Source organism: Aquirufa sp. Wall-65K1 (assembly GCF_054558475.1).
The window spans coordinates 424,018-438,131 of record NZ_JBPXKD010000003.1 but is presented as its reverse complement, the minus strand read 5'-3'; the positions used below and the strand labels follow the sequence as shown (position 1 = coordinate 438,131).

The following is a 14,114-nucleotide window of genomic DNA, read 5'->3' as shown; positions in this document are numbered from 1 at the left end:
TCATCATGTCAAAGAATATCCAACAAGAGATTTTTACTCTCCGTGAACAAGCTATTATTACCCTGATTCAACAAGGACTAACATCTCAAGAGATTGCTCAAGATCTAGACATCTCTCTTCATACCACCAAAAAACATCGAGAAAACATTGCCCGTAAGATTGGTAGTCATGGCAAAATAGAATTCAGAAAAATCATTCGAAATATCAAAATATAGCTTGCCAGAGGTTCTCCCCCAGGCCTTAAAGTAAATTATCAACTTCTTGATTAAAGTAGGACTTCTTTCCCTACTATTCTCTTTTATTTTTCCAGCAGCTTTACTCCATGTTTGCAAACATTGGTAAAACCAGAAAAACCAGAAAAGAGTAGGGGTAATTTTTAGTGAATTAAAAAATGAGAAATTTTGTAATACTATTTGTAAAAAAATATAAAAGACTATTTGTTATTTTAGCTGTTGTCAGTATCCCATTGATTGCCTTAGGTTATGAAGCTCCAAATCCATGTGAACCTGATTGGAAATTTTTTGGTTGGAGTTATTCAAATTGTGGTTTAGATGGAGGATCTCAGGGAGTAGGTCATTCACATTTACCTGACCCTAAAAGATGTGTCTATTATTTTGAAGATGTAAAATATTTCTTTGGATTTAAAATTGATACTAGGATTAGAACGGAAGAAGGTAATTGCCCAGATTAATAATAAATGACAAATTGATAATACTAATATTTAATAGACAATGAAAATCAACATACTTCATTTTATTATATTTTTGTCATTTACTTTTTCGAGCTTTTTAACTGCGGTCGCTAATCAAAATCTAGAAAATGATAAAACAGACTCTGATTCGACCAAATCAGCTCTGCTGCAAGAGGTCAAAATAACTGCGAAAAAAATAAGTCATTTTGAAACTGAAAAACCTTCCAGAAAAAGACATTATTCGTTTTTAACAAAATCTCCTCATCAAACAGGAATAATTTTTGATGAAGAAGAAATAATTGGAAAGAAACTAAACTCCATTTCTATTTATTTTGACCAAAAATTTACACCAACATATATCTTTCAGATTTTATTGTTTACTGTTGGCAAGGATACCCTTCCATCCACTTTATTAAATAAACGTGAACTTGTCTACTCTGCCAACCATGAAGGCTGGACTAAATTCAACATTCAGACAAATGATATAAGTATTCCTAAAGAAGGTATAGCGGTTGTCATCAATTTTTTCAATAAATCCAATGTCATCACAGGAGAAACCGATCGAATAGCAATGGGTAAATATTCCACCAAGAGACGCTTTTTTTTCCGTCCAACTAGCCAGAACGAATGGATTATTTTTGATTCTTTTCAGGAAGGGCGCATTGGTCCCATGATTCGCATATCCGTAGATAATGAATAAAACAAAAAGTCGAAGCCAAAATTTTCACCAATTTAACTTGGTTTTTTTTCGCCTGGCCTTTTCACTTAGCTCAAATACGAATACCTGACATCAAAAAATTAATTTTCAGAAATAGGACACAAATATTTGTTTAGTAATTTTTAAATATTGCAAAAAACTCAAGCTGGTATAAAACGATGAACATACCTAAAATGCCATGGCCAGCCTCATTCTATCTCATCCTATTTATACTTGGCAAACACATAAATGATGTCATTATTGCGAATCATGTTTTGAATCCTTTGTTTTGGAAAAAACTACTGACTCAATCTATCATCTATTTTATTACAGGTGTTATAATAATTACAATTAATAGAAAATTGTATTTTAAATTTCCACCGACGGTAGCTTCAATCCTCTATTTTATTTTCATTATTGGTTGCCTTATTTATTTTGGACAACAGAAAACAAATGAATGGCAAATAGATTTCATTCTTTTCGCCATTATCAACATAGGAATAATGAGCTTATTCTTGAAAAAAGGGAAAAATGAATCGAATTGAATCAGCAAATTGATTATGTGAAAAATGAATCAATAGACAACTTATGGCATAGAATGGATGCTTTTTACTCAGGGACGCTCCATTCTATTCTGCCTCTGAAAAATTTTACAAATTAATTGTCCTACCTTTGTCATCGCAAGACTAAGTCCATTCAAGTCTTGCTGATTGATTAAAATGAAAGACTACCACATTGTATACGAAGACAATCACCTCCTAATTGTCAATAAAAGAGCGGGAATACTAGTTCAAGGAGATAGCACGGGCGACCTTACTTTGACCGATGTATTGAAGGACTATATCAAGGAAAAATACCAAAAACCAGGAGCGGTTTTCTTACATCCAGTCCATCGCCTAGATCGCCCTGTCAGTGGCTTAGTCGTATTTGCCCGTACTTCCAAAGCTTTGGAACGTATGATGGAACTGTTTCGTAAAAGAGAAATTCAAAAGACCTATTGGGCGGTAACAAGAAGAAAGCCAGATCCTACGAAAGGGAAGCTGACCCATTGGCTTTTAAAAAATGAATCCAAAAATACTACTACTGCTTATGATTACCCTGAGGACAAGGCACAAAAAGCGGAATTGAATTACAAATTATTAGGCAAGATTAACCTTCACTACCTAATCGAAGTTGAACCTATTACGGGTAGACCACATCAAATACGGGTTCAATTAGCTACGCTAGGTTGCCCGATTCGAGGTGATATCAAATATGGCTACGACCGCCCGAATCCAGATGGTAGCATAAATTTACATGCTCGACGATTGTATTTCGTTCACCCCATCAAGAAAACGCCAATCATCTGCAAAGCCGCAGTACCAAACAATCCATTCTGGGAAGAATTCTTAGAGCTAGATTCGGAAGAGGTAAAAGAAAAGAATTTAGATCATTTATATGAATAGCCTAGATCAGCTCTTCTAAAGTAGTTTTTTCCAAAACAGATAGGTTAGCATCACGCCATTTCGCTAGAACCGAACGCAATTTGCAGGTTTCTTCATTGGCACAGTCATCACACTTGCCATAAAAATGTAGAGATACACAAAGAGCAGGTGCAATGGGGCCATCCACAATTCGAATAATTTTCGCAAAGGTCACCTGACTTGGTGGTATACGTAGATAATATCCTCCCCCTTTACCTTTTTGGCTTTGTAGAATACCATGATTTCTTAGCTCCAATAAAATAGCTTCTAAAAACTTTTTAGGGATATTCTCGGATTCAGCAATATGTGAAATCAACAAAGGCCCCTTTTCATAAGCCTGAGCCAATACTTTTAACGCCTTCAAAGCATACTTTGCTTTCTTAGAAATCATACGATAATAATGAATTAAATAGGGAACTGTTCAAAGCTAAACATTTTATCAAGATTTGCCAAATTCTCCATTTGTGATAAAAATCAGCATAAATAAAAAAGGCCAACCTTGCGGTTGGCCTTTCCAAAAAATCATTCATTAAAAACGGAAGTGTGAGAACGCTTTGTTCGCTTCCGCCATACGGTGCGTATCATCCTTCTTCTTCACAGCAGCTCCCTCACCTTTGGATGCAGCAATGATTTCATTCGCTAAGCGATCCATCATTGTCTTATCACCTCTTTTTCTTGCATATCCAATTAACCATTTCATTCCTAACGCAACTTTACGTTCAGCTCGCACTTCCGTTGGAACCTGGAAGTTAGCTCCACCAACACGGCGACTCTTAACTTCAACAGATGGCATTACATTGTTTAATGCTTTTTTCCAAGTTTCTAATCCATTCTCTTTAGTACGCTCTTCTACCTTATCTAAAGCATCGTAAAAAATAGTGAATGCCACTGATTTTTTACCGTCATACATCAAGTTGTTTACAAACTTAGTTACTAATACATCCCTAAATTTAGGGTCTGGCAATAAATAGCGCTTTTTTGGTTTCGCCTTTCTCATGGTGTTAATGTTTAATGTCGACCCAACCTTCTGCCTTCACCGAGGCATACTGGATCTTTGTGTTAAAAAAAATTACTTCTTCTTAGCTGGAGCTGCTGCTTGACCTGGTTTAGGACGCTTTGCACCATACTTTGAACGAGATTGTAAACGACCAGATACACCGGCTGTGTCCAATGCTCCACGAATGATGTGATAACGTACACCTGGTAAGTCTTTTACACGACCACCACGAATCAATACGATTGAGTGCTCTTGCAAATTGTGACCCTCACCTGGAATGTAGGCATTCACCTCTTTCTGGTTGGTTAAACGAACACGAGCTACTTTACGCATAGCTGAGTTTGGTTTCTTTGGAGTAGTTGTGTACACACGTGTACAAACTCCTCTTCTTTGTGGACAAGAATCCAAAGCTGGTGACTTAGATTTCCAAGTCATTTGCTCACGGCCCTTGCGCACTAATTGCTGAATAGTTGGCATTTTAAATAATTACCGTTTAAATTTTAAATCTTTTTTTATTCCCTTAAATAGCTTAAACTCATTTGGACAGAGTAATGCCATAGTAACGGGGGTGCAAAGTTAGCAATTAGAAATAGAATTCAAAACATCATTTTGGAATTTTATTTTAAAAATCCCTCAATACCCATCTCTAATCCTCTAAGCTCGGCTAGTCCTCTTAATCTTCCAATTGCCGTATAACCTGGATTGGTCTTTTTACCTACTTGCAAATCATCCAACATTTTATGTCCATGATCTGGCCTAAACGGCATTCTGATATCTTTTCTACCTTGAGCCACTCGGTTTTTTTGCTCCAAAACCAGCGCCTTCATCACACCAAACATATCTACATCTCCATCCAAATGGTCGGCCTCATAGAAATTCCCAAATTCATCTCGACGAGTAGCTCGTAAATGAATGAAGTTGATTCGGTCACCCATTCGCTCTACCATTCCTACCAAATCATTATCCTCCCGAACTCCATAACTTCCCGTACAGAAGCATAATCCATTATTCCGACTCTCATACGCGGCTAATAATTGCTTGGCATCAGATTCTGTACTTACCACTCGGGGCAAGCCTAAAATTGGATAAGGAGGATCATCGGGGTGAATAGACAAATTGACGCCTGACTCTTCAGCTACAGGAGTAATTTCACGAATAAATTCATACAAATGCTCTCTCAACTCCTGATCTCCCACATGAGCATAGGTATCCAATGCTTCTTGAAAGGAAACCAAAGTGAAACTCTCTTCACTTCCCGGTAACCCTGCTATGACATTGCGGATTAATTTTTCTCTTTGACTAGGACTTGACTGATCAAACCAAGTTTTAGCGCGTTGAATCTGTTCAGGTATATAATGATTTTCGGCGCCTGGTCTTTTCAATAAAAACATTTCAAACGCGGCAAACTCTGCTGCATCAAAACGCAAGGCTCTTGAACCATCAGGCAACTCAAAATCTAGGTCTGTTCTTGTCCAATCTAAAATTGGCATGAAATTGTAGCATACAGTATCCAAACCAGCTTTTGCTAAATTTCGGATCGACTGCTTATAATTTTCAATGTACTTTTTAAAGTCGCCCGACCGAGTTTTGATATCCTCATGAACCGGAATACTTTCAATGACCGACCACGTTAAACCCGTCTTTTCAATAATTTGTTTTCTCTCTAAAATATCTGCCAACTCCCATACTACTCCGTTTGGGATTTGATGCAGTGCGTTTACAATGCCGGTTGCACCCGCTTGTCGGACGTCTGATAAACTAACCGGATCATTCGGTCCGAACCAACGCCAAGTTTGTTCTAATGCCATAGTCTATTTTTTTTATCTCTTATTTATTAAAATTAAATCATTAGCTCAAGCACCAACTAATCAACTTATGCCTATTGTGCCTGGTTTTGAAAACGTATGACTTGAGGCTCAAGGTTTAGGCTTGAGGGTTTAGGGTTTAGGCTCAAGCCTTGAGGCCTAAGCCTTGAGATTTGACAACTTTTGAAAAGTTGTCAAATCTAAATCAAAATCTAAATCAAAATCCTTATCCAAATCCATATCCCAATCAAAATCTAATATATCTCAGAATATAAGCTAAAGAGCACAAAATTAGCCTTTCCTACTCAATAAAATATGAAAAACTTGATTATTTTAACCAGGAATATGGACAAAAAAAACCTTGCCTAGAAACTAAGCAAGGTTTTTGTAATCAAGCATTTATATACTTTCTTTAATATCAATCTCGTTCAAAGGCCGCAAAATTAAAGCCTTTTTTAACAGGAACAAAACATCCCCTAATTTTGATGTGCTGGCCTCAATAAATCATTCACCGTCTTGACAGGATTAAAAGTATCCAATGGGACTTCAACAAATATGGTATTCCAAAAGGCCATCGCGCCATTCCACAATCCAGGTAATTCCTGAGCTTTCAATTTCTTCCCATCTTTGGTTTTCTCCGTAATAAATCCTGTACTCATGTCGCGGTACTGCAATAAATCAAAGGACTTACCATGAATATCCTTGGTGGCACAAACCAAGTCCACCGGATTAAAGTGAGTTGATCCAGTGAAAATATCTTTTTGTGCTTCATTTGACATATCCACTTGAGCCGATTCTACCAATTGCAATGTGCTGTTTCCCTCTTGATCCCGACACCAAAAAGGACCTCCACCCGGCTCTCCTGTATTTTTTACAACCCCGCAAATACGTGTAGGTCGATTAAATATCTTTTTAAATAAATTTAATTTTTCAACTGGTATGTGTGCATCCCATGACTTGCCTGGTTGAATTCCCAAATATTGAGATGCAAAATCCTGGATTTCTTGCATTTTCTCCACACTAATTTCCCCCTCCAAGTCTTTGGAATAGGCTTTTATCTTATCCAAAATTTCTACCAATAATCCGCCCAAAGCTTTCTTGAAGACAATCGTATTATCTTTCAATTTATCTGGGACCACATTGTCAATATTCTTTATAAATATTAAATCAGCATCTAAATCATTCAAGTTTTCCAATAAAGCGCCATGGCCGGCAGGTCGGAATAACAATGAACCATCCGCTTCGCGGAATAAGTTGTTCTCCATATCCACGGCCACCGTATCTGTACTTGGCTTTTGCTCTGAAAAACTTATATGAAATTTAACCTGATACCGCTTCTCTAATTTAGGTACAACTTGTTGTACCAAGGCATCAAATCGCGAACGATGCTCGGGAGAAACCGTGAAGTGCAAATACGCATCTTTGCCATCTGAAGCATAGGCTACCGCCTCCACCAAATGCTCCTCCAAAGGGGTTCTTACTCCGTCCTCATAATAGTGAAATGATAATAAACCCTTTGGTAGTGAACCATAATCTAATCCCTTACTAAGTAATAAATTTTCTAATATTTCCTGCTCAGTGGACCACTCTGGCAATAATTTCTTCAATTCAGGAGCAAAGGCAAAATCACTCAATCGATCAAAAAATGCCTGAGATTCCTTGTTTGGTTTTGATTCAGCCAAATGCTCAAACAAAGATTTAAACATCCTTGTAGCCGCACCAGATGCGGGAACCATTTTTAAAATGGACAATGTCATTTTAGCATCTTCAAATCGTTTTACATAACGATTCACGTCCCCATCAGTCAAATGAATTATCCCATTCCCAATGCTAGCCGCTCGATCCAATTTCATCCAAGGAAAACCTTGCTTAAAATAATCAACTTGTTGATTTACTTCTTGCTCACTAATTCCTCTTTTACTTAATTGTATTTTGTCCTTTTCTGTCAACATACGTACATATTTATTCCTAAATTTAATTGGAATCGTATAAAATTTCACCATCATGGCCGCTTTTATTCTCTTCTCCCTTCAAATTTTCTCCATGTCAGACATAAACTCCCTGCCCTTTTTTTTGGTAGCTTTGAAATAGCTATGCAGGATATTCACGCCATATTAAAAAAATACTGGAATTACGACTCTTTTAGACCCCTTCAAGAGGAGATTATTCATTCCATATTGGCTAAAAATGACACCTTAGCTTTATTGCCCACAGGCGGTGGAAAATCCATTTGTTTCCAAGTTCCAGCCCTTGCATTAGACGGCATTTGCCTAGTAATCTCTCCCCTGATTGCTTTAATGCAAGATCAAGTAAACCAATTGAAACAAAGAAACATTGCAGCTGAAGCGCTCTACTCAGGAATGCATCCTAGGCAAATAGACATCTTGCTCGACAATTGTATTTATGGCCAAATCAAATTTTTATATGTCTCTCCAGAAAGATTAAAAACTGACCTATTTTTAGAGAGGGCCAAGCAAATGAATATCTCCTTAATCGCAGTCGACGAAGCTCACTGCATTTCACAATGGGGATATGATTTTCGACCGTCCTATTTAGAAATTCTACCATTCAAAAATCTATTCCCACAAACCCCTTGCCTGGCACTAACCGCTAGTGCCAATCCAGAAGTTAAAGCGGATATTGTGCAAAAGCTGGATTTTAAAAATCCGCAAATCTTTCAAAAGAGCTTTAGTCGGGCTAACTTATCTTACTCTGTACTATGGGAGGAAAATAAAGAAAAAAAGTTAATCCAAATGCTTCAACGGGTTCCTGGCTCCTCCATTATTTATGTCCGAAATAGAAAAAAAACCCAACAAATAAGTGAACTCATTCAACAGCATGGTATATCCAGCACTTTTTATCATGCTGGTTTAGAACCCAAAGAAAGAAGTTCACGACAAAAAGAATGGATCGAAAGTCGAATTCAAACCATGGTTGCCACCAATGCTTTTGGTATGGGAATCGACAAAGCAGATGTCCGCTTGGTCGTCCACCTGGATTTACCCGATTCCTTGGAAGCTTATTACCAAGAAGCAGGTCGAGCTGGAAGAGATGAGAAAAAAGCCTATGCGGCCATATTAGTGGAGGAAAAAGACATCATCGAACTGCAAAACCAGTGGACAAAATCATATCCTGATGCTCCTGTTTTAAAGAATGTTTATCAGGCCATTAGTAATTATTTGCAAATTCCTGAAGGTAGCGGAGAATTAATGCACTATGATTTTGAATGGGCCGAAATGGCCAAGCGGTTTAATCTGCCATCATCCGAAACCTTTTTTGCACTAAAAACGCTCGAAAATGAGGGTTTAATTTTATTAAACGATGCCTACCAAAATCCTTCCAAAATCAAGATTAAGGTTTCTGCCACAGAACTTTACGATTTTCAAATTCGTAATGAACGCTTTGAATCTTTCATCAAATGTCTTTTGCGAATGTTTGGAGGAAATCTGTATCAACAATTTGTACCTATAGCTGAAGCAGCCATTGCTCAACAATTTAAAGCACCCATAGCCGAGGTTGAACGTAGCCTAAGCTTGCTCGAAAAATTTGAAATTTTGGACTATGATAAACAAAATGGACTTGCTAAATTAACCTTGTTAACCCCAAGAGCATCAGCCTCTGCTTTACCGATCGACTGGACCTCATACCATAAAAAGAAAGAGAGAAGCCAAGGAAAAATTAAGGCAGTGGAACATTATGTCCGAGATAAAAAGATTTGTCGAACCCGACTCCTTGTCGCCTATTTTGGTGAAAATCTGGATAAAAAATGTGGCATCTGCGATACTTGTATTGAACAAAAAAAGGCCTCCACTGGGAAGGCCTATCCTGAAAGTCATGAAAGTGAACGCAAACTAATTCTTCATTACCTTCAACATGGTTCACTTAGTCTTCAAAATCTAGTGGACTGCCTCCGTCCGCTTTCCAAAGATGAGGCCATCCGAATCATACAATATGCCCTAGATATCGGTGAAATTTCCTATACCGCCACAGATGAATTAGACTTAACTTCGTCTTGAAGCACAAATTTTACTGGATTTTTAACCTGCTCATGTAACAAGGCCAAGGCCAATACCTCCATGGCATTTTCCACATAATGGAAGGTCAAATCCGTTATATATCTGGCCTCAATCTCTTCAATGTCCTTTTTGTTTTTATGACAAAGAATAATTTCCTTAATACCCGCTCGCTTAGCTGCTAATATCTTTTCTTTTATTCCACCTACAGGCAGAACTTTACCTCGCAAAGTAATTTCTCCTGTCATGGCTAAATTTGGTTTTACCCTGCGCTGAGTTAAGGCCGAAGCAATAGCTGTCAACATCGTTATACCAGCCGATGGGCCATCTTTAGGAACCGCACCAGCAGGCACGTGAATATGTAAATTATACTGATCAAAAATGCGATAATCAATGTCTAACAAATCAGCATGCGCCTTCAAGAAACTTAAAGCAGCCATGGCAGATTCTTTCATTACATCTCCTAATTGGCCCGACAAGGTCAATTGACCTTTACCACGGTTCAACAAAGTTTCAATGAATAAAATATCTCCACCCACAGGTGTCCAGGCTAATCCAGTCACCACACCAGCATATTCATTGCTTTCATAAGAATCATTCTCAAAATTCTCTTGTCCCAATAAGCGCACTACATCAGCTGGCTGTATTTTGTGGGGGTATTCCTCCCCTATCGCAATGGACTTAGTGATTTTACGTACCACTTTTCCAATTTCCTGCTCTAATTTCCGAACTCCCGATTCCCGGGTATAGCCTTCTACCACTTTTTGAATAGCAGCATCTGACATGGTAAAGTCTGACTTTTCTAAACCATGTTCCTTCTTTTGTTTCGGCAATAAATGCTTTTTGGCAATTTGTACCTTCTCTTCAATGGTATAACCACTTACTTCAATAATTTCCATACGGTCACGCAATGCAGGATGTATGGTATCTAAATTATTAGCTGTGGCAATGAACATCACGCGAGATAGATCAAATTCAACCTCCAAGTAATTATCCAAAAAACTATTATTTTGTTCCGGATCCAAGACTTCTAATAAAGCGGAAGAAGGATCACCCCGATGGTCAGCTCCGACCTTATCAATTTCATCTAAAATAAATACGGGATTGGAAGATCCTGATTTCTTGATATTCTGAATAACTTTTCCAGGCATTGCTCCAATGTAAGTCTTCCTATGGCCCCTGATTTCCGCCTCATCCCTGAGTCCTCCCAAGGCCATCCGAACATACTTTCTTCCCAAAGCTTTGGCAATACTTTTACCCAAAGAAGTTTTACCTACTCCAGGAGGGCCATATAAGCACAAAATAGGTGCCTTCATGTCTCCTTTCATTTTCAAGACTGCCAAATATTCGATGATTCTCTCTTTTACTTTTTCAAGTCCAAAGTGATCTGCATCCAAAATCTTTTTTGCTTTTACCAAATCAAAATGATCTTTGGTATATTCAGCCCAAGGAAGATCAACCAACAGTTCAACAAAGTTCATCAACATCGGATATTCTCCCGACATGGAATTCGTTCTTTGGAGTTTTGATAACTCCTTTAAGAAAAAATCATTGACTTCTTTTGACCATTTTTTCTTAGCCCCTTTAGCGCGCAAACCATCCAATTCTTGTTCTGGACTCTCTACTCCCAACTCCTCTTGTAGAACTTTGATTTGCTGACGAATGTAATAATCACGCTGCTGCTGGTCAATATCACTACTTGCTTTACTTTGTATTTCACGCTTTAATTCCAGGTGTTGAATTTCCTTCATCATATATTCCAATAGATGAGTGGCTTGCTCAATACCATCCAGGGTCTCCAATAAAGCTTGCTTATCTTTTAGTTCGGCATTGATATTAGAAGAAAGAAAATGCACTAAAAATGCGGAAGAATCTATATTATCCAAGGCTATTTGAGCTTCTCTCGGAATCTCAGGATTTAAATTCAATATCTTCAGGGCTGATTCCTTCAAAGTAGAAACTAATGCCTTATTTTCCTTATTTAATTTCTTTGGAAAATTGTCTTCCAAATAATTCACTTTGGCAATAAGATTAGGTTCCGTTTTAATAAATTCTCTTACTTCAAAACGCTTGCGTCCTTGAACGATAATCGTTGTATTTCCACCCGGAAGCACAAACATCTTAACAATGTGTGCGACTGTTCCAACTTTGTATAGATCATCAACCTGTGGCTCCTCCTTTGAATTATTAGCTTGTACCAATACACCAATAGTCCGATCTCCTTTGTAGGCTTTCTTTACTAAACGGACGGATTTTTGGCGACTAACCGTAATGGGTATCACCATTCCAGGGAACAATACAATATTGCGGATTGGCAGTATGGGTAGTTCATCTGACAAAACGCTCATTTTGTCATTGTTTTCCAATCCTTCTGCTCCAATTGGAATCAACTCAATATTCTCGAAATCGGAAATGTCCGATAGGCTCAAATGCTTAAAAAGGTCATTTGGATTATTCATACACACATTTATTTAATCTCACCCTCCAATCTTGAAAGACGTATGGAGCAATAAACAAATTTCATGCCATAAGACAAGTTGGCAGAAAAATTACCAAACTATCTGATGAAGAACTTGATTTTTTTGAAATAAAAACGATTTCTTTTTTGCACCCCTAGCACAATGTAACAAATTTGTTTGGTCTGGGAATTGTTCAACCAAAAGATCATTCATGATATAAACCCCAGCTAAATCTTGTTCCGAAGGAATTTCTACATATACCCAAATAACGTCAGGGTTAGGCTCCCAACCTATCCAACGGTAAGGAGTCTGTAATTGCTTATTGACTTGGAAACCAAAATGTTTACGAATGTAGGGCTCTAACAATTCATCCATATTAGATGCCTTTTCAAAGCTTATTTTCTTCCCATGAAATTCACTTAGGCCTATTTCTAGGTCATCTTGAAATAATCGAATGGCGATTTCCCAGGATTTTTCCTTTTCATTATACACACACTCCGTTACACTCGTATGAAAAGGATGCCTCTCTTCTCTAGCTAAACTTTCTACCGAGGAGAAAATCAAAAAAAGAAGGATGAAAAGCTGTTTTTTCAAGGTTTAAAAGAATACTTTAAATATATCGTTTCCAAAAGTATATGCCATCAAAGCCAATAACAAAATCATACCGATTTGTTGGGCACGCTCCATTACTTTATCTGAAGCAGGTTTTCCCGTTATCATCTCATATAATAGGAAAATAGCATGTCCACCATCTAAAGCTGGGATGGGCAATACATTAAAGAAGGCCAATGCCATAGAAAGCAAACCAGTCAACATCCAAAATCTAGTCCAGTCCCAAACTCCTCCAAACATTTGCGCAATTCCAATTGGGCCACTCAAGGCTTTAGAAGCCGAAACATCACCCGAAGCAATTTTCTTAAATCCACGAATATTATCCGTAATTACCGAAAAGGCACGTTTTGTACCTATTCCCATGGACTGGGCAAATGTATAATCTTCATGGGTCATTTTCATTAAAATATCTGCCTGAAAACCAATTTGACCCGATTTAGCTACCACCATTTCCAAGGTATCTGCTTTTCCTTGACGAAGAATAGCCAAGCGGATGGGTTTACCAGCCTCCTTACTTAATACCTCACGAATTTCATGGTAGTATTGAATGGGTGTTTGGTTAACTGCCGTAATATAATCTCCCGCTTTCAAACCTGCTGCCAAAGCTGGCAACATCTCTTCGGACTCCTTTCCTAGCCATTTGTCTAATAAACTTGGAGGATTGGGTGCCGCAACATCCAATACCTTAAATTTTGTCATAGGTTCGATAAAGGCTGACTTTTTATCGCTCAATTGACCTATGAAATTAGCAGGGATTTGAATATTAATTTCTTTTCCGTCGCGCAAAACCGTGTAATACGAATTATCCCCCAATAAGACATCTGATGAGCGTAAATCTGATAATTGCTTATAATCAGCTCCATTGACACGAATAATTTTATCGCCAGTTTTAAGCCCAATATGCTTACCCAAATCCAAGGCAACGATGCCATTCTTATTTAATTCTTCTTTAGAAATATAATTGTTTCCATTGGAATAGGTCAAGGAAATGAAAATGACCACACCTGTAATTACATTCACGATTACACCACCTAACATGACAATTAAGCGCTGCCAAGCGGGTTTTGCTCTAAACTCCCATGGTTCAGGTTCCTTCGCCAATGTGGCTGCATCTTGTGTCTCATCAATCATTCCAGCGATAGACACATAGCCTCCTAGCGGAAACCAGCCTAAACCATATTCTGTATCACCTATTTTTTTCTTGAATAAAGCAAAATTCAATAAGGAAGGTATAGGGAATAGAAAATCAAAAAATAGATAAAACTTTTCGACCCGCATTTTGAACCATTTCGCCGTAATGAAATGCCCAAATTCATGCAATGTTACTAAAATGGACAATCCTAAAATCAATTGCCCCGCCATAATCAAACCTTCCAT

At 37.8% G+C, this 14,114-nt stretch carries 13 protein-coding genes; 5 read left to right on the top strand and 8 right to left on the bottom strand.

All coding sequences use genetic code 11. The features are described 5' to 3' along the window. The 4 genes from ACST15_RS07270 to ACST15_RS07255 form a co-directional block, all read left to right on the top strand. Positions 1 to 215, top strand: a 215-nt coding sequence (locus ACST15_RS07270) for a response regulator transcription factor (protein WP_459453997.1), incomplete at its 5' end; no start/stop codon positions are given. 176 nt (positions 216 to 391) lie between these two features. After that, positions 392 to 691: a hypothetical protein gene (locus tag ACST15_RS07265; protein WP_459453996.1), complete on the top strand. Its 300-nt coding sequence runs from the start codon at positions 392 to 394 to the stop codon at positions 689 to 691. A 40-nt stretch (positions 692 to 731) separates the two neighbouring features. Continuing rightward, positions 732 to 1,391, top strand: coding sequence for a hypothetical protein (locus tag ACST15_RS07260; RefSeq protein ID WP_459453995.1), 660 nt, complete (start codon positions 732 to 734; stop codon positions 1,389 to 1,391). A 710-nt stretch (positions 1,392 to 2,101) separates the two neighbouring features. After that, complete coding sequence (locus ACST15_RS07255) at positions 2,102 to 2,833, top strand: RluA family pseudouridine synthase (protein ID WP_459454004.1); 732 nt, start codon at positions 2,102 to 2,104, stop codon at positions 2,831 to 2,833. Between the two features lies 1 nt (position 2,834). On the opposite strand, the gene ACST15_RS07250 is transcribed toward ACST15_RS07255, so the two are convergent. The 5 genes from ACST15_RS07250 to ACST15_RS07230 form a co-directional block, all read right to left on the bottom strand. Continuing rightward, positions 2,835 to 3,242 carry an RrF2 family transcriptional regulator gene (locus ACST15_RS07250; protein ID WP_109324128.1) on the bottom strand — a complete coding sequence of 136 codons (408 nt, stop codon included), beginning with the start codon at positions 3,240 to 3,242 and terminating at the stop codon, positions 2,835 to 2,837. A gap of 138 nt (positions 3,243 to 3,380) precedes the next feature. After that, positions 3,381 to 3,848 (bottom strand): 30S ribosomal protein S7, encoded by a 468-nt coding sequence (gene rpsG / locus ACST15_RS07245; RefSeq protein WP_109324129.1) that lies wholly within the window; start codon positions 3,846 to 3,848, stop codon positions 3,381 to 3,383. 72 nt (positions 3,849 to 3,920) lie between these two features. After that, positions 3,921 to 4,325 (bottom strand): 30S ribosomal protein S12, encoded by a 405-nt coding sequence (gene rpsL, locus ACST15_RS07240; RefSeq protein ID WP_109324130.1) that lies wholly within the window; start codon positions 4,323 to 4,325, stop codon positions 3,921 to 3,923. A 140-nt stretch (positions 4,326 to 4,465) separates the two neighbouring features. Then, on the bottom strand, positions 4,466 to 5,656 hold the full coding sequence (uxuA, locus tag ACST15_RS07235; RefSeq protein ID WP_459453994.1) for a mannonate dehydratase: 1,191 nt from the start codon (positions 5,654 to 5,656) through the stop codon (positions 4,466 to 4,468). 473 nt (positions 5,657 to 6,129) lie between these two features. Then, positions 6,130 to 7,659 carry a DUF4301 family protein gene (locus ACST15_RS07230; protein WP_459453993.1) on the bottom strand — a complete coding sequence of 510 codons (1,530 nt, stop codon included), beginning with the start codon at positions 7,657 to 7,659 and terminating at the stop codon, positions 6,130 to 6,132. Between the two features lie 87 nt (positions 7,660 to 7,746). Between ACST15_RS07230 and ACST15_RS07225 the strand changes: the two genes are divergently transcribed. Next, complete coding sequence (locus ACST15_RS07225; protein ID WP_459453992.1) at positions 7,747 to 9,669, top strand: RecQ family ATP-dependent DNA helicase; 1,923 nt, start codon at positions 7,747 to 7,749, stop codon at positions 9,667 to 9,669. Here the strand turns inward: ACST15_RS07225 and lon are convergent. The 3 genes from lon to rseP form a co-directional block, all read right to left on the bottom strand. Next, positions 9,630 to 12,125, bottom strand: a complete 2,496-nt coding sequence (gene lon, locus ACST15_RS07220; RefSeq protein ID WP_459453991.1) for an endopeptidase La — start codon at positions 12,123 to 12,125, stop codon at positions 9,630 to 9,632. The two genes, ACST15_RS07225 and lon, sit on opposite strands and share 40 nt — an antisense overlap. 90 nt (positions 12,126 to 12,215) lie before the next feature. Beyond that, entirely contained in the window at positions 12,216 to 12,719 is a 504-nt protein-coding gene (locus ACST15_RS07215) for a DUF6702 family protein (RefSeq protein ID WP_459453990.1), read from the bottom strand. A 3-nt stretch (positions 12,720 to 12,722) separates the two neighbouring features. Beyond that, positions 12,723 to 14,114: an RIP metalloprotease RseP gene (gene rseP / locus ACST15_RS07210; RefSeq protein WP_459453989.1), complete on the bottom strand. Its 1,392-nt coding sequence runs from the start codon at positions 14,112 to 14,114 to the stop codon at positions 12,723 to 12,725.